This window comes from Pyrinomonadaceae bacterium (assembly GCA_036277115.1).
GTDB lineage: Bacteria > Acidobacteriota > Blastocatellia > Pyrinomonadales > Pyrinomonadaceae > UBA11740.
Map to the genome: position 1 here is coordinate 611,050 of DASUNM010000027.1, position 21,276 is coordinate 632,325.

The 21,276-nt window shown below is 56.7% G+C and carries 21 protein-coding genes; 8 read left to right on the forward strand and 13 right to left on the reverse strand.

Features of this window, described 5'->3' with window-relative positions; all coding sequences use genetic code 11:
- Nucleotides 1–82: 82 nt before the first annotated feature.
- From VFX97_18960 to VFX97_18980, 5 genes are all read right to left on the reverse strand, one after another.
- Nucleotides 83–904 (reverse strand): sugar phosphate isomerase/epimerase, encoded by an 822-nt coding sequence (locus VFX97_18960; GenBank protein ID HEX5705287.1) that lies wholly within the window; start codon nucleotides 902–904, stop codon nucleotides 83–85.
- A gap of 171 nt (nucleotides 905–1,075) precedes the next feature.
- Nucleotides 1,076–2,140, reverse strand: a complete 1,065-nt coding sequence (gene ugpC / locus VFX97_18965) for a sn-glycerol-3-phosphate ABC transporter ATP-binding protein UgpC (protein HEX5705288.1) — start codon at nucleotides 2,138–2,140, stop codon at nucleotides 1,076–1,078.
- Nucleotides 2,141–2,235: 95 nt separating this feature from the next.
- Nucleotides 2,236–3,069, reverse strand: a complete 834-nt coding sequence (locus VFX97_18970; protein HEX5705289.1) for a carbohydrate ABC transporter permease — start codon at nucleotides 3,067–3,069, stop codon at nucleotides 2,236–2,238.
- Between the two features lie 194 nt (nucleotides 3,070–3,263).
- Nucleotides 3,264–4,151, reverse strand: coding sequence for a sugar ABC transporter permease (locus VFX97_18975; GenBank protein HEX5705290.1), 888 nt, complete (start codon nucleotides 4,149–4,151; stop codon nucleotides 3,264–3,266).
- A gap of 245 nt (nucleotides 4,152–4,396) precedes the next feature.
- Nucleotides 4,397–5,677 carry an ABC transporter substrate-binding protein gene (locus tag VFX97_18980; GenBank protein ID HEX5705291.1) on the reverse strand — a complete coding sequence of 427 codons (1,281 nt, stop codon included), beginning with the start codon at nucleotides 5,675–5,677 and terminating at the stop codon, nucleotides 4,397–4,399.
- Between the two features lie 174 nt (nucleotides 5,678–5,851).
- Here VFX97_18980 and VFX97_18985 point away from each other — a divergent pair, with 174 nt between their 5' ends.
- Both VFX97_18985 and VFX97_18990 read left to right on the forward strand, forming a co-directional pair.
- Nucleotides 5,852–7,924 carry a S9 family peptidase gene (locus VFX97_18985; protein HEX5705292.1) on the forward strand — a complete coding sequence of 691 codons (2,073 nt, stop codon included), beginning with the start codon at nucleotides 5,852–5,854 and terminating at the stop codon, nucleotides 7,922–7,924.
- A gap of 32 nt (nucleotides 7,925–7,956) precedes the next feature.
- Nucleotides 7,957–8,424, forward strand: a complete 468-nt coding sequence (locus VFX97_18990; protein ID HEX5705293.1) for a peroxiredoxin — start codon at nucleotides 7,957–7,959, stop codon at nucleotides 8,422–8,424.
- Between the two features lie 145 nt (nucleotides 8,425–8,569).
- Here VFX97_18990 and moaA read toward each other — a convergent pair whose 3' ends face one another.
- From moaA to VFX97_19025, 7 genes are all read right to left on the reverse strand, one after another.
- Entirely contained in the window at nucleotides 8,570–9,571 is a 1,002-nt protein-coding gene (moaA, locus tag VFX97_18995; protein HEX5705294.1) for a GTP 3',8-cyclase MoaA, read from the reverse strand.
- Between the two features lie 65 nt (nucleotides 9,572–9,636).
- Nucleotides 9,637–9,951, reverse strand: coding sequence for a hypothetical protein (locus VFX97_19000; protein HEX5705295.1), 315 nt, complete (start codon nucleotides 9,949–9,951; stop codon nucleotides 9,637–9,639).
- A 72-nt stretch (nucleotides 9,952–10,023) separates the two neighbouring features.
- Nucleotides 10,024–10,203: a hypothetical protein gene (locus tag VFX97_19005; GenBank protein HEX5705296.1), complete on the reverse strand. Its 180-nt coding sequence runs from the start codon at nucleotides 10,201–10,203 to the stop codon at nucleotides 10,024–10,026.
- A 45-nt stretch (nucleotides 10,204–10,248) separates the two neighbouring features.
- On the reverse strand, nucleotides 10,249–11,385 hold the full coding sequence (locus VFX97_19010; GenBank protein ID HEX5705297.1) for a 3-oxoacyl-[acyl-carrier-protein] synthase III C-terminal domain-containing protein: 1,137 nt from the start codon (nucleotides 11,383–11,385) through the stop codon (nucleotides 10,249–10,251).
- Between the two features lie 386 nt (nucleotides 11,386–11,771).
- A complete protein-coding gene (locus VFX97_19015; GenBank protein ID HEX5705298.1) occupies nucleotides 11,772–12,806 on the reverse strand; it encodes an alcohol dehydrogenase catalytic domain-containing protein in 1,035 nt (344 codons plus the stop codon).
- 77 nt (nucleotides 12,807–12,883) lie between these two features.
- The gene (locus VFX97_19020; GenBank protein HEX5705299.1) at nucleotides 12,884–13,411 is read right to left on the reverse strand and encodes a hypothetical protein; all 528 of its coding nucleotides are present in this window, start codon (nucleotides 13,409–13,411) and stop codon (nucleotides 12,884–12,886) included.
- Nucleotides 13,411–13,773 (reverse strand): cytochrome c, encoded by a 363-nt coding sequence (locus VFX97_19025; GenBank protein HEX5705300.1) that lies wholly within the window; start codon nucleotides 13,771–13,773, stop codon nucleotides 13,411–13,413. Before VFX97_19025 ends, VFX97_19020 begins: the two co-directional genes overlap by 1 nt.
- A 137-nt stretch (nucleotides 13,774–13,910) precedes the next feature.
- Here VFX97_19025 and purF point away from each other — a divergent pair, with 137 nt between their 5' ends.
- From purF to VFX97_19055, 6 genes are all read left to right on the forward strand, one after another.
- Nucleotides 13,911–15,344: an amidophosphoribosyltransferase gene (gene purF / locus VFX97_19030; GenBank protein ID HEX5705301.1), complete on the forward strand. Its 1,434-nt coding sequence runs from the start codon at nucleotides 13,911–13,913 to the stop codon at nucleotides 15,342–15,344.
- A gap of 40 nt (nucleotides 15,345–15,384) precedes the next feature.
- The gene (locus VFX97_19035; protein ID HEX5705302.1) at nucleotides 15,385–15,795 is read left to right on the forward strand and encodes a hypothetical protein; all 411 of its coding nucleotides are present in this window, start codon (nucleotides 15,385–15,387) and stop codon (nucleotides 15,793–15,795) included.
- Nucleotides 15,792–16,877, forward strand: coding sequence for a 3-phosphoserine/phosphohydroxythreonine transaminase (gene serC / locus VFX97_19040; GenBank protein ID HEX5705303.1), 1,086 nt, complete (start codon nucleotides 15,792–15,794; stop codon nucleotides 16,875–16,877). Before VFX97_19035 ends, serC begins: the two co-directional genes overlap by 4 nt.
- 61 nt (nucleotides 16,878–16,938) lie before the next feature.
- Nucleotides 16,939–18,024 (forward strand): hypothetical protein, encoded by a 1,086-nt coding sequence (locus tag VFX97_19045; protein HEX5705304.1) that lies wholly within the window; start codon nucleotides 16,939–16,941, stop codon nucleotides 18,022–18,024.
- A gap of 54 nt (nucleotides 18,025–18,078) precedes the next feature.
- Nucleotides 18,079–18,492, forward strand: a complete 414-nt coding sequence (locus VFX97_19050) for a hypothetical protein (GenBank protein ID HEX5705305.1) — start codon at nucleotides 18,079–18,081, stop codon at nucleotides 18,490–18,492.
- A 9-nt stretch (nucleotides 18,493–18,501) separates the two neighbouring features.
- Entirely contained in the window at nucleotides 18,502–20,451 is a 1,950-nt protein-coding gene (locus tag VFX97_19055; protein ID HEX5705306.1) for a M20/M25/M40 family metallo-hydrolase, read from the forward strand.
- A gap of 173 nt (nucleotides 20,452–20,624) precedes the next feature.
- Here the strand turns inward: VFX97_19055 and VFX97_19060 are convergent, their stop codons facing one another.
- Nucleotides 20,625–21,062, reverse strand: coding sequence for an RNA-binding protein (locus tag VFX97_19060; GenBank protein ID HEX5705307.1), 438 nt, complete (start codon nucleotides 21,060–21,062; stop codon nucleotides 20,625–20,627).
- Nucleotides 21,063–21,276: the final 214 nt, after the last annotated feature.

Consider the following 21,276-nt stretch of genomic DNA (forward strand, 5'->3'; position numbering starts at 1 on the left):
CACCTGCGTGAGCGGGTGGGTCGTCCTCGTCACTTGGACCTTCAGAATCGCGACCCACCCGCTTACGCAGGTGGTTCTGACCTCATACTGCCAGCACTTTCTCAACCGCCGCTTTCGCCTCGCGCGCCAGCTCAAACGGATCGCGCTCCCAGTATTCCGGCCGAAAGATTTCGACACTCGCGTTTCGATCGTAGCCAATGCGTTTGAAGGCGGCGATGATTTCCTTCAAAGGCAAGATCCCCAGGCCCGGCAATAAACGATGCGCGTCGGTAAGCTGCTCCAGCGGCAGATCTTCAGCGTCGTCAATGTGAAAGATGAACAAGCGTTTTGCGTCCAGCGCATCGATCATGCGAATGGTCGAGCCGCCGGTGTAGAAATGAAAACTATCGATGACCAGACCGATGTTGCGCCGATTTGTTTTTTCGACTATTTCGTTAGCGATATCGAGCGTCTTAACGCTGCAATCTTCCTGCCCGAGAAACTCAAACGCGAGCGCCACACCGTGTCTTTCTCCGATCGAAGCCAGCTCTCTAAGGACCTGCACGGATCCTTCGATCACTTCATAGCTGCTCAATCCGGCCGCCGGAATTTTGCCTGGCACGACCACGACGTAGGGGCACTTGATCGCCTCGGCGATTGCGCACAGCTCTTCGCATTCGGCTCTGATGCGCGCATAAGCGGCGGCGTCGCGAAACGTGATGTGTTCGATTGAATTGATACTGAGCGGTTTTATCCCACTCTCGTCGAACAGCGCCTTCAAGTCTTTTGTTGATTTGTGCTCGAGAAACTTGCGCAGCTTCGCCGCCCAAATTTCGTGGAACTCGAATCCCGCCGCGGCCGCCGCGCGAATGTCGGTCGCCAGGTCGGCTTTCATCGTCGTCGCGCCGTTGAGTGATAGTTTCATTGCGTCATGCAGTCAGTACCACCTGCGTAAGCGGGTGGGTTAATGACAATCCTGGGTAACGCCTCGTCCCACCCGCTTACGCGGATGGGCACTACGAACACTGCGAATAGGAAGCTTTACTAATACAAGGATTCTATTCGCAACTCGTACGCTCACGCGTGAGTACAGACCTCATAGCCTCAGCCCCGTTTGAGAATTGAACCAGTGCGCCTTCCGAAAATCAAAATTGATCCAGACGTTGCTGCCCGTTTCCGCGCGAAAATCGCTGGCCGCGCGCGCGATAATTTTCTGCTTCCCAATTTCGACAATCACAAAAGTCTCGCTCCCCATTAACTCAGTAACGTAAACGGTCGCGGCCGACCAGCCGTCCCGCGGCGTGCTGCTGACTTCAATGTTTTCCGGCCGCATGCCGAAAGTTACCGGACCATTAGCGCCCACCACGGGAATGTTAACGAGATGCAGTGCGCCATCACTCGCCCGGAAGGTTCTTGATGCGCCATCAATCTCGCCGGCAACCAGATTCATGCTCGGACTGCCGACGAACTCGGCGACGAAACGATTTGCCGGACGATTATAAATCTCGAGCGGCGTGTCGAACTGTTGCAGCTTACCCTTGTTCATCACCGCGACGCGATGCCCGAGCGTCATTGCCTCCGCTTGATCGTGCGTTACGTAAACGGTCGTCGTCGCCAACTCGTGTTGCAGCCGCTTAAGTTCACCGCGCATTTGCAGCCGCAGCTTCGCGTCCAGATTCGAGAGCGGCTCGTCCATCAGAAAAGCTTTCGGATGCCGGACGATTGCGCGCGCCAGCGCGACACGTTGGCGTTCGCCGCCGGAGAGTTCACGCGGCCGGCGCGCCAGCAGTGATTCGATCTCCAGCAACGCCGCCGTTTGTTTTACTTGCGCCGCGATTTCCCCGGCCGGCAACTTGCGCACGCGCAACGGGTAGGCGATGTTCCCCGCGACAGTCATGTGCGGATAGAGGGCGTAGCTCTGAAAAACCATGGCCACGTCGCGTTTCTGCGGCGGCAGGTCGTTGACCCGGCGGCCAGCGATCAAAATGTCGCCCGAGGTCATTTGTTCCAGCCCGGCAATCATGCGCAGGGTGGTTGTCTTACCGCAACCCGACGGACCGAGCAGCACCACGAACTCGCCATCGGCGATCTTCAGAGTGAGCCCGTCTACGACGCTTAAATTGCCGTATTGCTTACTTATGTTTTCGAGGTCTATTCCCATGAGGCGACTTTGCGTTCCCTGGCGCCTTTGCGTCTTCGCGTAACCTCGACCTCACGCAAAGGCGCGAAGACGCAAAGATTCGCAAAGAACAATCACTAACCTTTCACGGCTCCCAGCGACAGGCCTCTGACCAGATATCTTTGCACGCTCAACGCGAACACGAGGATGGGGATCATGGCGACGACCGCCGCGGCGCTCATCGCGCCCCACTTAATTCCGTATTGCGTCACGCGTCCCGCGATGCCGACGGGTAAAGTCATCGCGTCGTCGGTCTGCGTCAGCACCAGCGCGAACAGAAACTCGTTCCACGAAACAATTAGACAAAACACCGCGGTTGCGGCCAGGCCCGGCGCGACCAGCGGCAGAACGACCCGCCAAAGCGCTCCCATGCGCGAGTCGCCATCGACCATCGCCGCTTCTTCCAAATCGCGCGGCACTTCAGCGAAAAATCCGCGCATCATCCACACAACGAACGGCAGGTTTAAGGAGGTGTAAACAATGATCAGTGACAAGCGTGTATTCACCAGCCAAAGCGCCCGCATGATCAGAAACAGCGGCACGGCCGTCACAATCGCGGGAAACATTCGCGTCGAGAGAATCCAGAGCGCCAGCTTGCGATCGAGGTTCCAGGGCAGTCGAAATCTGGCGAGTGCATAGGCCGCCAGAGTGCCGATCACGAGGGCGCAAATCGTGGACGCGACCGCGATGAACAAGCTGTTGAAGAGATATTGCCCGAATGATCGGTTAACAAATGCGTCGGCGTAATGCTCGAGTGTCGGCGGGAACACAAACCATTTCGGCGGCAGCGCAAACTGATCGACTTCACGCTTGAATGAAATGGTGGTCATCCAATACACGGGCGCGAGCGTCGCCAGGAGCGCCATGACTAACACAGCGTACTTAACCGTCCGTGAAATGCGTCGGTTCATTGTCCTAATCTCAAACGCTCCGTTAGGAGCGTGATGTTTATAGAAACCGTAACCTTCTTCTTCATAGCTCCGCAGGAGCGAGATGGCCAGGATCTCAATTTCGCTCCTCCGGAGCTGGGACTATCTCTGAAAGAACGTTCTCAATAAACATGCGGCTCCTAACGGAGCTGACTCCGGTTGATCGCCTCGTGGTTTCATGTTTCCCGCGTTTGCAGCAACCGAATGTATCCGGCGCTAATGATGTTTGTGATAATCAGCAGCACGAATGACATGGCGGCCGCATAACCGAAATTCGAAAAGCGAAATGCCGTGCGATAAATGTAGAGCCCTAGAGTTTCAGTCGCGAGCCCGGGCCCGCCTTCGGTCAGGATAAAGATGTGATCGAAGACGCGCAGCAGGTCCATCGTCCTCAATAACAACGCGATCAGAATCGCCGGCTTCAGCAGCGGCAGCGTTACGTGTTGAAATGTCTGCCAGGCACTCGAGCCGTCGGTCAGCGCAGCTTCGTACGGCTCCCGCGGAATGGCTTGCAATCCAGCCAACAGGATCAAAAACATGAACGGCGTCCATTGCCAGACGTCGGCAATAATCACCGAGGCCATCGCCAGCTTGGGTGAGGCCGTCCACGTCAGCGCATCAGTGTTTACTCCAAACGATTTCAACGTACCGTTGACGGCCCCGAAATTCGAATTGAGCATCAGGCGCCACACAACACCGACCACAACCGGCGGCAGCATCATCGGCACGAGCAGCAAGGTCCGCCAAACATTCCGCGCGCGAATCTGTGAATCGAGCAGCAGAGCGAGTCCCAGGCCCAGCAGAAATTCGACAGTCAGGGCAATCGCGGCGTAGACGAACGTGTGTGATAAAGCGCTCAGGAAGAACTGATCCGTGAGCAGCCGCGTGAAATTTTGGAGGGTCGCCGTGCCGGAGTTGGATTGGAAACTGACTTTGATTGAGTAGATGAGCGGATAAATCGTGAGCGCGAGGAGCACCGCAATCGTCGGCGCAATCAGCAGGTAGGCAAGCAGCCGATCTGGCGTGACGTGCCCTTGAAGTCGTTCAGAACCCAGTCTCGCCATGTGAGCGGTTTCCTGCGAGCCCCGTAGGGGTGAGATGTTTATAGAAACAGCCGCAAAAAAGATTTCGCTTTAGCTCCGTTAGGAGCGACCTGTGATCCAATCACCTCAGCGCCCGTTCGGCTTTGCCGCTCCTACGGAGCTTAGGTCATTTTTTGGTGAACTTATCTATAAATATTTCGCCGGTGCGACTTGGGAACTGCGCCCCTCAACCCCGATTCTCCCCAAACGGAGAAGGAGAAAAGCTCTCACTTGCTGCGATCAATGATTCTCTTGATCTCCGCATTCGCCTGGTTCATGGCATCTTCGGCGGTCAGCTCGCCGCTGTTTGCTTTCGACAGGTAAATGCCAAACGCATTCTCGACCTCATTCCAGAGCGGCGTGCGCGGACGTGGGCGCGAGCTCTCGAGCGAACGGAGTTGCGCCGGGTAGGAGGGAAACTTTGCAACCAGCTCAGGATCAGTAAAAAGAGACTTGCGCGTCGGCGGATTACCGCGCTGCGCCGACAGCTTCATCTGTGCGCCGTCGGTCGCCCACAACAGAAAATCCATCGCGGCTTCGATGTTCTTCGCATCCCGCGGAATCGCAATCAACCAGTTGCCGATTTCAGCGCGACCCGGACTTTTCGCGGCCGGCAACTGACCGAACTCCATCCGGCCCGTAACTTTCGACTTCGACGGATCGCTGAACGAGCTAATCCACGCCGGCCAGTTGATCGACATCGCGGCAGTACCTTGCAGCAGGTGCGCGCCCACTTCGTCAGCATTGAAACTTGCGTAGCCCGGCGGCGAGTACTTGCCGAGCTCAATCATGAACTTAAGCGCGGCGATTCCTTCCGGAGTGTTCACGGTGGGTTGGCCGGACGCGTCGAACATTTCGCCGCCGAAGGCCCAGAAAATCGGCATGAAATCCGCGACTGCCGCGTTGCCCTGCGCGGCCCGCATCACGTAGCCGTACACCTTGCCGCCGCCCGGCGCGCCACTCGCTTCGTTTTCGCTGATCGTTTTCGCCGCCGCCAGGACATCGTCCCACGTCAACGGCTCTTTCAAATTGTGTTTCTGAAACAGGTCTTTACGGTAGAAAAACAATTGCGAGTTACCGACGTACGGCAACGCATACAACGCGCCGGTTTGATAAGGCTCGCGACCGAGCGCAATCGAAGTCGCAACAAAGTCGTCGTCAGGTCCGCTCTTACCGCGCTTTTGCAACAGCGGCGTCAAATCAGTGAGAACGTTGAGTGAAGCAAACTTCGGAAACCACGGATCGTCGAGCATGATCAGATCATAGGCGCCCGTGCGCGCGTTCAGATCGATCAACTCCTTCTCGAAGAGGTTCGCGTACGGGAATTCAGCGATGTTTATGCGAATTCCAGTCTGCTGCTCATAGTCCTTCGCGGCTTGTTTGAGCGCATCGCCCTCGACGCCGGAATTGATCGCGAGCGTCAGCGTGCGCGTGTCCTGCGTTCCGCTGCGCTGACAACTGGAAACGGCGAGGCCAATTACTGCAATGATGACGAAGACGAGACGCATGCTTTTCATGTTGGGCCGGTACATTAACCGCAAAGCTGCGACGCTTCAAGTATCTAGGCAGGCAGGCTGATTCGCAGTAGAATCTCGCTCGCCCGAGACAACACCAGGACAAGTGACGTGGTGGCGTTAGCTAACTGACCGTTCATGCGAGTCGAACCCGGAGGTAAATGAATCGTGCGTAAGAATCTTCTTTTTGTCGTTCCGCTAATCATTGTTACGGCCCTGGCAGGCTTTGCCCAAAGCGCGCGCCGGCCGCTGAAGCTCGACGATCTCGCACGTTTCCGCAATGTGGGCGATCCACAGATTTCGCCTGACGGCCAGTCGATCGCTTACACGGTGTCAACCATCGACGCGAAAGAAGACAAGAGCAACACGCACATCTGGCTGGTCGCTTACGACGGTTCGAATGATCGGCAGATCACTTTCAGCAATGACAGCGAAAATGCGCCGCGCTGGAGTCCGGACGGAAAGTACCTCGCGTTCACTTCGTCCCGTCCCGGCAAGCAAGGCGTGAGAGGCAGTCAGGTTTGGCTGCTCGATCGGAACGGCGGCGAGGCTTTTCAACTAACGGAGTTGAAAGGTCGTTTGCAGGGTTACGAATGGTCGCCCGACTCGAAGCGCCTGGCACTGATTATCGGCGATCCTGATCCAGACGCACCTGATCCGAGCGCCACGCCGGCGCCCGGCACGCCTCCGAAACCGCCGAAGCCAATCGTCATCGATCGTTACCGTTACAAACAGGATGTGCAGGGGTATCTGCTGACCGGCCGCCACACCTACATCTACCTGTTTGAGATTGCGACAAAGAAACTCGAGCGTTTGACGAAGAGTAAGTGGGACGAGTCTTCACCTTCATGGTCGCCCGACGGAACGCGCATCGCTTTCATGAGCAATCATGCAGATGATCCGGATCGCGATCCCGCCGCCCAGTTGTATGTCGTCGACGCTAAGCCTGGTTCAATTGAGACATTGCTGACGACGGAGGCGAATCGCGCGAACCGCGCCCGGCCGGAGTGGAGTCGCGACGGCAAGTGGATTGTTTTTCTGGAAGCCGACGAGAGAAAGTACGGCGCGTACAACATGGAGCATCTCGCGTTTGTGCCGTCGGACGGCACCGCGGCGCCTACGCGCGTGAAAGCAGTTGAGGATCTGGATCGCGGTGTTTCGGGGATTCGAAATTCAAGCGATGGTCAGTCTGTGATCTCACTGGTCACTGACAACCGATCGGTTTATCCGATCAGTGTTACGCGCAATGCCGTGAAGCGCCTGCTCGATCCGCCGCTGGTGGTGTCCAATCTATCGCTGGGCGGCGGTCGCACGGTTTTACTTTGCGCTGACGACAAACGGCCAACGGAAATCTGCGCTTGGGAAGGTAAAACGCTGCGGCGGCTCACTCATCAGAACGACGCGCTGATGAACGAACTGCAAATCGGCGCAACCGAAGCCGTCAGTTTCAAGAGCAAGGACGGAACTGAAGTGCACGGGTTGCTGACTTATCCGGTCGGTTACACAAAAGGCAGTAAGGTGCCGCTGTTACTTCGGATTCACGGAGGACCAAACGCGCAGGATCAGCATTCGTTCGCGGTTGAACGTCAGGTGTTCGCCGCGAACGGCTATGCCGTGCTGGCGGTGAACTATCGCGGCAGCTCAGGCCGCGGACAGAAGTTTTCGCGCGCGATCTTTGCCGATTGGGGCAACTATGAAGTTCAGGATCTGCTCGCCGGCGTCGATCACGTTGTCGCAATGGGTGTCGCCGATCCAGATCGACTGGGCGTTGGTGGCTGGAGTTACGGCGGAATTCTGACCAACTATCTGATCGCGACTGACACGCGCTTTAAAGGCGCAACCAGCGGCGCAGGCGTCGCATTCACGGTCGCTTTCTATGGGACCGACCAGTACATCGTTCAATACGACAACGAGATCGGCCCGCCCTGGAATCCGAAAGCCTGGGAGACCTACGTCAGGATTTCTTATCCGTTCCTGCACGCTTATCGCATTAAGACGCCCACATTGTTTCTCGGTGGTGAACGTGACTTCAACGTCCCCATCGAAGGCAGTCAGCAGATGTATCAAGCGCTGCGCAGCTTAGGCGTCGAAACTCAACTCGTGATTTATCCGAACGAGTTTCACGGCATTCAGCGGCCGAGTTACGTCCGCGATCGTTATGAGAGATACTTGGGTTGGTACGAGAAGTATGTGAAGAATCCGAAAAGCCCGTTGAAGAATGTGGCGGACGGGACGCGATAGGTGACACCTGTTCAATATGAAAGGGAGCAATAATGGCAGCAGCAATAGGACAGCGTTTTTCGAACTTTAGTTTGCAGAATCAGGACGGTAACACCGTTACACTCGATGATTTCGCCGGCAAGTGGCTCGTGCTTTACGTCTATCCAAAAGACGATACGCCCGGTTGCACGATCCAGGGAAAATCATTTACCGCGACCAAACAGGAATTCGATGACGCGAACATTTCAGTCGTCGGTGTGAGTGCGGATGATGTTGAGTCGCACAAGAACTTCTGCAACAAGTTTTCGTTCACGATTGATTTGCTCGCTGATCCGAATCAGGAATTGCTGACGGCAGCGGGAGTCGGGCAGAGCGAGTACAAAGGTACGATGTACTGGAACCGCACCTCATTCGTGATCGATCCGAACGGGGTGTTGCGGAAGGTTTACGAGAAGGTAAATCCTGAAGGCCACGAGCGGGTCTTGCTCGACTATATCAAAGCGATGCAAGCCGACAGCTAAAAGACTGGCGCGCGGCACAGCTCCAAAGAGCGGGAGCAAGCCCGGGGTCCCCAGCGGGGCAGTCACGCTGGGGTGGAAGCCCACCCTTTCCTAACCTTGAGGTTCTCCAAGTTGAGGTTTGAGCCTTGAGGGACTCCAGGTAGTTTTACCCGCCAATAAAACTCATCGACCTTGACGGCGTGACGAAGCTGGATTCGTTGATGAAGTGACGCGGTTCTTTCTTCATCACGACTGATTCGATGAAGTCGATCGTCTCCTGCCGCGACGCGCCGTCGCGAATTATATCGCGCAAAGAATGCTCAACGGTTGAGAACAGGCAGGTGCGGATTTGACCGTCGGCCGTCAGGCGAATACGCGAACAGGCCCCGCAGAACGGCTCAGTCACCGGCGCGATGATTCCAATCTCACCCGGCGCGCCATCAGCGAAGCGATAGCGCGTTGAGGTTTCCGAACCGCGAGCGACGTCGACAGCTTCGAGGGGAAATCTTTCTTCAATCCGTTTCCGAATCTCTCTTCCCGAGAAAACATCTTCACGCGCCCAGTCGTGACCGGAATCCAGGGGCATGAACTCAATGAAACGCATCTTCACGTCATGCTCGCGCGCGAACGCGGCGAAATCCGCCACTTCATCGTCATTGTGACCGCGCACGATGACGGCGTTGATCTTGATCGGGTCGAGGCCCGCATCTTTCGCAGCTTGAATTCCTTCCAGCACTCTTTCCAAAACATCGACCCCAGTCATCTGTTTGAAAGTGTCTGGCTTCAGACTGTCGAGACTTATCGTGATGCGATCGAGACCGGCTTCTTTCAAACTCTGCGCGCGATGCGGCAGGAAGTAGCCGTTGGTTGTGAGCGCTAAATCCAGCAGGCCGCGATCCTTCAGTTGCGCGAGCTTGAAGATGATCTGCTCAATATCGCGCCGCATCATCGGCTCGCCGCCAGTCAAACGGATCTTCTCAATTCCCAACTCCACAAAGATGTCGCAGACGTATTCGATCTCTTCGTACGAGAGCATCTGCTCTTTCGGCGCAATGGGCGGTTCGCCGTGCGGCAAACAGTAGAAGCAACGGAAATTACAGCGGTCGGTGAGCGACACGCGCAGGTCGCGAATAGCGCGGTTGTATGAATCCTTGAGGATGGAGGCCATGCGCAGCAATCATAAGCCAGTCGTGATCGTGAACCAAACACGACGCCATCGGGCGCACGCTTTGGCTAGGGAAAACCGAGTTCGCCCGGCGCGCCGCCTTCCCAGGCCAGTCGGCCGCCGACCTCATCGTTTAGGTGATGCAACTGGGCGCCGAGGAGTGTCAGCGCGGAATTCAGGGCCTGGATCGAATCGTGGCCATGACCCGCGTGCGCATTCTGGTTGCCAAGCCCGATGATTTGAAACGGACACTCATAGCCGGGGTCGCTGTGGCTGGGTTGAGGTTTGCCAACAAAGACACTTACAGGACGTTTATGTCCCTGCTCGTCGATGAGGTAGAGCATGCGGGAGGCAATGATCTCCCCGACACTATCAAACTCCATGAGGACCTCTGGTTCTCGCGAAAACTAACTTCGGCCGGCTGCAGACCGGCACTACTGTGGGGAGAAAACTTTCTATCGGCGTCCCCGCACGCGCGTCGGTACTATCCACGCAGGTGCCGCCGCCGTGCTATCACCCATATTGATCCAGCCCGAGAGGCGGGTAATCACCATGGGCGACTGATCTGAAATCTTCGTCATACGCGCGATGCCTCGGGTCATGTTCCTGGTCGAAACTGTCGGTGCGTTTGTCATGGGTGTAGTCCTCGTAAGTGATATGGCACGCAAGTGCCTGGGTACCTAGTTGACGCTCATCAAACCTGCGCTCGCGGTGAAGCCGACGCCGAATCCGACGACCATCGCCGGGCCGGCCCATTCCTTCTTGCTCGCCAACATAAAGCCGGTCGAAGCGCTGGAAAGATTTCCATAGTTCTCAAGCACGTCATAAGACTTGTTCACTCTCGTCGATTCCGTATCAATGCGAAGTTGAGAGCAAACGCCATCGAGAATCTTTTTGCTGCCGGTGTGAATCAGGCAGTCGTCGACTTCGTTGATGTTGTTCACCACTGACAGCGGATTGTCCAACACGTCGTTGACGGTGGCGACCGCGTAATGCGCACCGCGCTGCGGCACCGCCGGACGCATGAAGTACTGCGGCCTGCCGTTCAGGGCCGGGTGCAAGCTGTGCGCCGTCATCGACAGCAGATTCACGTCGTCCGGATTGTCGTTTGTCAGGTGAGCGATGGGACCGAAAGTCGGCTTGCCGGCTTGATCCGTACCGAGCAGCAGCGCTACAGCACCATCACCGAAGAGCATCGATTGAATCGCCAAGGTTGTTTCAGTGCGTTCATTCTCAAACTGAGCGTCCGTCAGAGTGCCGTTCTTGCGCATGCGCGCCACGTCGCGGAAACCGAAATATTCGTCGCGCAGCAGCGGGGCGACATACGGCGTGTGCGCTTCGGACATCAGCACGATGGCCATCTTGCCGGGGTTCGCGGCGAGGTACCATTGCGCGACTTCCACCGACTTCAACATCACTGAGCAACCTTGTGACTGCATGCTAACCGTCGCCAGCGAGCGCGGCAGCAAACCGTGGGTGCGCCCCATCACTTCAGAAGCCAAACACGGCAGCATCTGGTCGGGGGTATTGGTCGCGGCAATCAGCAAACCGATCTGCGAAGGATCTCCGCCCCATTCCTCGATGCAACGGCGCGTCGCGTTCACGCCGAGTTGGGTCGTCGAACTTGTCTGGTTCATCGGAGCGCCGTTCAGAAAATCAGCGTAGTTATCCATCGTCGAATAACGGTTGTCGACGCCCAACGAGCAGATTGAGTTAATCAGCTCAGGCGACAATTTGTGCATCATCGACGCGACCAATTCGGTCGTGGAGAACTTGTGTTCGGGGGTGGCGGTGCTTGCTTGAACCAGGCTAATCATTGTGTTTGCTCCTCGGTGAACCCTGCTCGAGAGTGCTTTGAATGGCCTATTACTTAACAAGCCGTGTGCCAACCCCGCAACGGATCACCCCATGACGGCCTAAGCTCAATGATAAGTCGATTTAGCGAGTAACCGATGTGCGATTAGGTGTGTGATGAGAACCAAGGCGAAGTGGATACCGCCTATGCAATTAAATGGTCACCGCGCACGTTCCTTTGCCCTTGGGTCGTGACGTCGAAATTTTTGCTCAAATGTCTTAGAGAAAAGAGTGTTTTGCGCGGCTGATGGTTGGGCCTGAAGAACTGAGCGAAAGTGGTAACGAAGTAACCAGTGATTACCTAGGTGCCACTCATTTTTAGCGTTCCCTGGGCGTTGAACGCGTTTTACTAAGGCCGGAGCAGGACTTTCATCACGTCGCGTTCGGCGGCTCGACGCATCGCGGACAAGCCATCGGATAAAGCGAACTCGTCGCTGACGAGGCTGTCCACATCGATGGCATTTTGCTTGAGGAGGTCGAGCGCCGGCGCGAAACGGCCACAGCGAGATCCGACGACAGTGATTTCGTTGACGACTAATGGAGCCGCCTCAATCTCCGTCGCACCGTGAAATGTAGACTTCAGCACGACCACGCCGCGCGGATGCAAAAGCTCAACAGCCAGTGCGAAGCCGGTGGGCGATCCGGAGGCTTCGACGGTGACTCCGAATTCTCCTTTCCGCTGATGTGCTTCCGCGATCGTATTCGTTTCGATTCCGCGACGCGCGGCAATGGCGAGTTTCGCTCTGTGCTTTCCGATTAGTGTGACTTTGGCTCCGGTTGTCGCGACTACCTGTGCGCAAAGCAATCCAAGTTTCCCGTCGCCAATCACAGCGACGCGTATGTCTTCAGTAATCGAAACACGTTCGAGAATGCCGCAAGCGGCCGCAAGCGGTTCGGTAAAGACCGCGCGCTCGTCCGGGATCTCATCAGGCACCGGCAACAAATTAACCAGCGGCAGTTTCAAGAACTCAGCGTGCGCGCCATCGCGACCGACAATCCCGAGGACCGTTCGCCTCGGACAATGACGGGGATCGCCTGCGCGGCAGAGATCGCACACGCCACAGCCGGCGTTGATCTCGCCGACGACGCGGTCTCCAACGCGCAGGATGACCTCGCTTTGAGCGCTCCCTATCGATCCCACGCGGGCTGCCCGCGCGGGGGACCCGGTTCGTAGGGCTACTGCCCCGTCGTCTGACACTTCTTCAATCACGCCGACGAACTCGTGGCCGAGCGTTCCTTCAAAGCCCGCATAGCCGCGTGCGATCTCCAAATCGGTGTTGCAGATTCCTGATAGGGTCACGCGCACCAGGGCTTCGCCGTCCGCGACCGGCTCGGCGATGTCGCTGATGGCTAGCGTTCCTTCCTTGAATCTCAGAGCCTTCATAGTCAGAAGTCAGACATCAGAGGTCAGACGTCAGAATTTTCCACTGATGTCTGATTGCTGACGTCTGATGTCTGGCTTCAGAATTTCTTTGTTCGCTCGTACGCGTTCTCGAACAACAAATCTACGGACTGATCGCGATCCTTGAGGGCGACTGGTAAACGCCACTCAATCTCTTCGCCGCTACTCAAAGTCGCGTGCGCGCGCAGCCACCAATCGCCTGACCAAAGCTGCGCCACCACGTAGCCGTCACCGCTCACATCCGCCTTCACCGGCGTTACATCGTGCATGCGGCGCATGAGAAAGTCATCGAACTGTCTCGCCAGGCGGGGCGACGCTTCGTATTCACGGCGCGCGGCGGCCAGATTGAAATGAAAGAACTCGAGCGGCGAACGTAGAGTGGCCCCCGCGATCTTGTTGCGCACAACCAGCCGCAAAGCCTGGCGCGCGCGGCCGTCCGCGAAAACTGTCTGGTTCGGGCTTTCCGCCGGCAGGCGACGGTAAATTCTCCAGCCGGCGAACAGCAGCGCGCCAATCAGCGCGACGGCCAGCGACACACGCAAGACCAACATCAGAAAGCCTGACCCCGGTTCGGTGGTCTTAATCATCACCTTCTCATGCGTCGGATGTAAGCGACCAGCGCGTCGATGTCATTCTCAGAGATTTTTTTGCTAAACGCCGGCATCTTGCCGCGGCCGTTGTTGATGGAATTGAACAGCCTCTCGTCGCTGACGTCGTCCTGCCATGACGCTTCGGTCATGTCACGCGCGCGGGTTTGGCGCCCCTTGGGTGTGCGGCCGCGGCCATCGCGCCCGTGGCACGACACGCATTGCCGGTTGTAGATCGTTGCGGCCTCAGCAGCCGCAGCTCCATTTGTCTTTCCGGCGCCTAAGACGGTGAAAAGTGAAAGACCGGCAGCGGCGGCAACGGTAAAAATGATAAGCAGAAAGCGTCGAGGTGCTCTGTTCATTCGGCCTCCGGAAGAATCAATCGGATCACGCTTTGAGCGCGAATAGTTATAACTCCAATTCATTTCGTTTGTCGCGTGCTGCGCTCCGGCAGGTCTGGGTTGAAAGCCACGCGCAGGCGCGATAATCTTCATCCTTCGTGAAAAATCTTTTCGACGACAAGCTGCGCGAAGAGTGCGGCGTCTTTGGCATCTACGGGCATGCGGACGCGGCGCGCCTGACGTATCTTGGTTTGTACGCGCTTCAGCATCGCGGTCAGGAATCGTGCGGCATCGTCACGTCTGACGGCGCGCAACTCATTACCGAGCGTGCTATGGGTCACGTGCGCGACAGTTTTGATGAACAGCGGCTCGATCGACTGAGGGGGCACAACGCGATCGGTCACGTGCGATATTCGACGGCCGGAGAAGTTTCGATTCGCGAGTGCCAGCCGTTTTCGGTTGTTTGCCAGCACGGGCCAATCGCCATCTGCCACAACGGCAACCTGCCGTTTGCCGGAGAAGACAGAAAGAAACTGGAAAAAGAAGGCGCGATTTTTTCCTCGACCTCGGACACTGAGGTTGTTCTGCATCAGGTAGCGCGCTCGCGCGCCGCGAACTTCGGTGAAGCGATCCCGGAAGTGCTGCGCGAAACCGAAGGCGCTTTCTCGATGTTGTTTCTAACGCCGAAAGAGCTGATCGCGATTCGCGATCCGCGCGGCTTTCGGCCACTGGCGCTCGGGCGTCTTGACGATGCCTGGGTAGTCGCGTCTGAAACCTGCGCTTTTGATCTAATCGATGCGAAGTACGTGCGCGATGTCGAACCAGGCGAGATGATCGTCATCAACGAAGAAGGTTTGCGCTCATCGCACCCGCTCAAGCCGGAACAACATTCGATGTGCGTCTTTGAGCACGTTTATTTTGCGCGTCCGGATTCGATCATCTTCGGCCAATCGGTAAATCGCTCGCGTCACAAGATGGGCCAGCGACTGGCGATCGAACAGCCCGCGGATGCCGATATCGTTGTCCCGGTACCCGACTCAGGCGTGGCCGCCGCGATTGGATACTCGGCCGAGAGTGGTTTGCCGTTTCGTCTGGGTTTGGTCCGTAATCACTACGTCGGCCGCACGTTCATCGAACCGAAGCAATCGATTCGCAGCTTTGGCGTGCGCATCAAGCTGAATCCGGTCCGTCATTTGATCGAGAACAAACGCATTGTGCTGATTGACGACTCGATCGTCAGGGGTACGACTTCGAAAAAGATCGTGCGCATGGTGCGCGAAGCAGGCGCGAAGGAAATTCACGTGCGCATTTCCTGTCCGCCGACAATCAGCCCGTGTTACTACGGCGTCGATACACCCAACAAATCGGAACTGATTGCGGCCAACTATTCCATCGAGGGCATTCGCGACTTTATCGAAGCTGATTCGCTCGGCTACCTGTCGTTGGAAGGAATGTTGAGTTCGACCGGGCTCAATCCGGATGAATCCTGCGTCGCTTGCTGGAACGAAAAATACCCAACCCGCATCACGCGCGAAGCCGAGACGATGCATTCGCGTGACGAATTGGCCGCCCGCATCGCGGTGGAACTCTAGCTCGCGACTACCGGGCGGAATTCAGCATCGACGGACAATCATGAGGAGACGGCTGAATTCACAAGCGCGACTGCTGAAATCGTTTCTGGCTCTGCTGCTCATGGCGTTTGCCGTGGTCGCGTGTAGCAGTCTCGTAAAGGATTACACGCCCCGGGAATTTGATTCGGCTACGTGGAGAAGCGGGAACAAGACAGTTCGCGGAACGATGTACGCCGATTTATTTGAGAAGGGCACGCTGACGAACAAAACTAAAGAGGAAGTTGAACAGTTACTGCGCGAGCCCGATAAGAAGATGCTGGTCGAAGGCGGTGAGGTCTGGCTATATCGTTTGGATGTGCGAGGTGAATGGACCAGTCCATGTTTCCCGGTGTCTTTCGAACCGACCGGCCGTAGTTTTGCCGGCCGAGTGAAAAACGGCACGATGTCGATGATCGTAGAAGAGAAATCATGACTGAAAGAATCTTTAACTTTAGCGCCGGGCCGGCCATTATTCCGGTCCCGGTTTTGGAAGAAGCGCAACGGGACATGTTATCGCTGCCGGGTGTCGGCATGTCGGTGATGGAGATTAGCCATCGCTCGAAGACATTCGACGAGATCATCGACGGGGCCGAGAACGGCCTGCGCGAGCTGCTGAACATTCCGAAAGATTACGCGGTGCTCTTCCTGCAGGGCGGCGCGAGTTTGCAGTTCACGATGGTGCCGATGAATTTTCTTTCGCTCGACGGCGGCGCGGATTACATCGTCACCGGGAGTTGGGGCCAGAAAGCGGTTAAGGAAGCGCAGCTTTTCGGCAGCGTCGACACCGCCGCGAACATGGCCGACGGGGGCTTTACGCGCGTGCCGACCCAGGATGAGTTGGAGCTAAATCCGAGCGCCGCCTACGTCCACTTCACTTCCAACGAAACGATCGAAGGCGTGGAATTCAGGACCGAACCTGAAGTCGGCGAAGTGCCCCTGGTCGCCGACATGTCTTCGAACATTCTTTCTAAACCGATTCCAGTCGAGAAATACGGCCTCATTTACGCCGGCGCGCAGAAGAACATGGGGCCCAGCGGCGTCACGCTCGTCGTCATTCGCGAGGATCTTCTGCCCCGCGTGCGCGAAGGCCTGGCGACGATGCTCGACTACAACACGCACGTGAAGAACAAGTCGCTCTACAACACGCCGAACACCTGGGGCATTTACATTCTGAATCTCGTCTGCAAGTGGCTGAAGGGCAAAGGCGGGCTGGAGGGCATGCAGCAGGAGAATGAAGCGAAGGCCGGGCTAATTTACGACGCGATCGATGCGACCGAGTTTTATCGTGGCCACGCCGATCCGGATTCACGTTCGGCGATGAACGTGACTTTCCGTCTGCCTTCGGAAGATTTGGAAAAGAAGTTCGCGAACGAAGCAACGGCGCGGGGTCTCGACGGCTTGAAAGGCCATCGCAGCGTCGGCGGCATTCGCGCGTCCATCTACAACGCGTTTCCGCGAGAAGGATGCGAAGCGCTGGTTGAATTTATGAAGGAGTTTGAGAAAACGAATGGGTAACCTTAAGTACGGAGAGCTGCTAAGAGCTAAGCGGAAAGAGCCAGGAGCTAACAGCGAGGGAATGCCAAAATACAATATCCGCTTAGCTCTTCGCGCTTGGCCCTTAGCCGTTGCGTTTCTCTGTGTGCTCTGTGGTTCAAATACCGGAGCGCAAAACAAAACGCCGCTCTCGCACAGCATTAATCCGGAGCCGGGCGAGAAACATCTGCGCAATATCCGGCAACTCACCTTCGGTGGCGAGAACGCTGAAGCCTATTTTTCCAAGGACGGCAAGCGGTTGATCTTCCAGGCGACGCGCGAAGGCCACGGCTGCGATTTGATCTACACGATGAACATTGACGGGTCGGACGTGCGGCTGATTTCAAATGAACGAGGCCGGACCACGTGCGCGTATTTCTTCCCAAACGGAAAACGCGTTCTCTATTCGTCAACGCATCTTGAATCGAAAGCCTGTCCGCCGCGGCCTGACTTCTCGAAAGGATACGTTTGGGCTTTGTATCCGTCGTACGACATCTTCACGGCTAAGCCTGACGGATCTGATTTGAAGCAGCTGACCGACACCCGCGGTTACGATGCCGAGACCACAGTTAGCCGTCAGGGCAAACTGGTTTTCACTTCAACGCGCAGTGGCGATTTGGACATTTACACTATGGATGCGGACGGCCGGAATGTGCGGCGACTGACAAATGAACTCGGTTATGACGGCGGCCCGTTCTGGTCACGCGACGGCAAACAGATCGTCTATCGCGCTTATCATCCGCAGACTGAAAAAGAGAAAGCCGACTACCGCGCGCTGCTCGCCCAAAACCTCATTCGGCCGACCGTGCTGGATATTTGGGTGATGAACGCCGACGGATCGAACAAGCGCCGCGTGACGAATCTTAATAAAGCCAGCTTTGCGCCGTACTTCTTTCCCGATGGGAAGCGCATCATATTCTCGTCGAACGCGCACGATCAGCGCGGCCGCGATTTCGATCTCTACATGATCAAGACGGACGGCTCCGGGATTGAGCGCGTCACCTTCAACAACACGTTCGACGGTTTTCCAATGTTCTCGCCTGATGGTAAGAAGCTGGTGTTTGCTTCGAATCGCAACGCGGCGAAGCAGGGCGACACGAATATTTTTATTGCGGATTGGGTTGAGTGAGTTATGCATCGGATCGCTAACGCTGCGCTAGTTCTTATTTTGATTTCGCCCGGGATGTTGGGTTCGGTGGTGCAGGATCCTCGGAAGTTCGATGAGTTTGGCGACATCAATTGTGAGGATGAGTATGCGCGGTTGGATAACTTCGCGGTCGCACTTCAAGAAATGCCGAACGCCAGGGGAATAATTGTTTTTTACGGCGGCAAGGTATTCAGAGGGAAATTACCTCGGCGCGGTGATGCCGTTGCGCGTGCAGCTCGGATGAAACCCTATCTAGTTGAAAGACGCGGCCTCTCCGCGTCCCGAGTCGTTGTTATTAACGGCGGCTATGCTGAAAACTGGAGAGTGGACCTCTGGGTGCTGCCGCAAGGATCTTCCACGGAATATATGGCTCATCCAACCATTCCCGCGAACAAGATTAAATTCCGCAAAGGCACGGCACGCGCGCGTGACTTTCGCTGTGAAATTTAGGAAGTAGTCATGATTACCAAAGTAAGACCCCTGCAAAGTTGTCTGCTCGTGTTCGCGCTGATCGCGAGCGCATTCGCTCAACAACCCAGCACCGCCCCCAGCGTAGATCGGCTACGTAAAGACGTGACGTATCTCGCTTCCGACGCGCTGGACGGCCGGCGCACGGGAACGCAGGGTGCGACCGACGCCGCGCAGTACATCACGAGTGAATTCAGTTCGTTGGGTTTGCGACCGGGAATGCCGATGACGCGCGTCGCACATTCGCGCCGCGCAGTGCTCACGCGTTACCTGCAACCGTTTCCGTATGTTTCGAAAGTTGAACTAGGGAAGGGGAACCTCCTGGCGCTGAACGGACATCCGGTTGATGGCATCGCTACACGTTTAGGCGAAGACTGGCTGCCGCTGGGATTTTCGTCAAATGCCGACATCAAGACCGCTGAAGTAGTCTTCGCCGGCTACGGCATCTCGTCAGCAGGATTGAAGTACGACGATTACGCCGTCTCGAACGTGAAGGCTCGCGTAGCAGTAGTTTTTGCCGGGACGCCGGATGGTGACAATCCGCATGGTCAATTTTTGCAGCCTGGACAGATTCGTTTTAAGGCGGCCGCTGCACGTGCCGCCGGCGCGCGCGCCCTCCTGATAATCGCGAACGAAGAAAACCTGAAAGACGATCGGCTGGCGCGGCTTTCTTATGACAACGCCGGTGAAGCCGGAATTCCGATCACCGTGATTTCGCGCGCGTTAGCCAAACAAATCATAAATGCTGAACTGCCGGAGCTTCAGAAAGCTGCCGATGCTCGAACTGCGGCTGAAAGCCCACTTCGTCAGCCACTCAAGGGGCTTTCACTCAACCTGACGGTGAATGTAAATCGAGTCGAAGCGCCTTCCCACAACGTCATCGGCATTCTGCCGGGAAGCGATCCCAAGTTGAAAGATGAAGCGATCGTGATCGGCGCGCACTACGATCATCTCGGGCGCGGCGGACAGGGCAGTCTGGCTCAAAGCGAAGGCGAGATTCATCACGGCGCTGACGACAACGCGTCGGGCACTTCCGGGCTGCTGGAGCTGGCGAGAGTATTGTCAACGCAGAAGCCCAAGCCGCGGCGCACAATTGTGTTCATCGCTTTCAGCGGCGAAGAGGAAGGCCTGATCGGCTCAAACTATTACGTCAATCATCCGGTTGTGCCGCTCCAGAACACCGTGGCGATGATCAATCTCGACATGGTTGGGCGGCTGAGCAACCAAAGGTTGGTAATCGGAGGCGTAGGCACTGCCGCGGAGTGGCGGTCGATGATCGACATGCACAATCTGGTTCAAAGCGCTACTGTTTCGCTCAACGCTCCGCCGATTAGTCCTGGCAAGGTAGCTTCGAACCAGCCGTTCATTGTCGGCGCGAATGGCCGGCCAGTCATTACGCTCGACCCGAGTAAGCGTTTTTCTCTCACCCTCAATGAAGACGGCTTCGGTCCCAGTGATCATTCCTCGTTCTACGCGAAACAGATTCCCGTGTTGTTCTTTTGGACGGGCACGCATACCGATTATCACAAACCTTCGGATACGGCTGAGAAGATCAACTACGACGGCCTGGCGCTCATTACTTCATTCGTCGCGAACATCGTGCGTGATATCGACAAGAGCGACCAACGACCGACTTACAAAGCCGCGCAAGTGCAATCGACCGCACGCTCGACCGGGTTCCGTGTCTATCTCGGAACCATTCCAAACTACGCTGACTCGAGTGATGGCATGTTGCTCGACGGCGTCCGCGATGGCTCGCCCGCGGCGAAAGCCGGTCTCAATGCCGGTGACAAGATCGTCAAGATGGCGGGTCGCGACGTTAAGAACGTTTACGATTACACCCAGGCGCTCAGTGAGATGAAAGGCGGAGAGGAATACGAAGTCGAGATTGTGCGGGCGGGGCAGCGGATGACGCTGAAGCTAACGCCGGAGAAAAGATAGCAGTCAGAATCCCGACTCATCGGGGTAGCGGGCGGTTGATCTCGCAAACAGAAAGGCACTAGTCGAAGCGACTATTCGCTACCAGACTAGTGCCTTTGCTTTTGACGACACCAACTATCGCAGGAGGTTCTGACTTTCTCAGGCCCGCCTGCTATCGCAGGCCGTTCCGACCTTTACCACCTCGGTTCGCGGTCATTGCGGCTGGGCCGGCGATCGCGATCACCTTTGTCCCGACGGCCACCGCCTCCGCCGCCGTAACCACCGCCGCTACCTCCGCCGCCGTAGCCACCACCGCCGCCGCCACCACCGTAGCCGCCGCGGTTTCCGCCACCGCCACCGCCGTAGCCACCGCCGCCGCCTTCAGTTCGAGGACGAGCTTCGTTAACCGTCAAATTGCGGCCGTTGAAGTCCTTGCCGTTGAACTGCTCGATGGCCGCAGCCGCTTCTTCCGCAGTCGTCATCTCGACAAAGCCGAAACCCCGCGAGCGACCCGTCATGCGATCTTCCACGACTTGAGCTGACTCAACGTTACCAGCCTGGGCGAAGTACTCACGCAACTCCTCGCTGGTCGTGTTGAATGGGAGATTTCCCACGTAAAGTTTTGTAGCCATTTCTATCTCTGTCCTTAAATGTTAAAGGAAGCGCGGAACCAATCACTGAACAAAGGCAGGAATCTCTGACTTTCTTTCGGCGAAGCGCGATGTCCCGATGCTCTAACTAAAAAGCGAGAGCCGCTCCTAACAGTTGTCAACTAACCTAACTCTCTTGCGGCCGAATACGTCGCTTCGCAGACCGGGCAGGCACCTCGCCGTCGAGGCGCGAGAG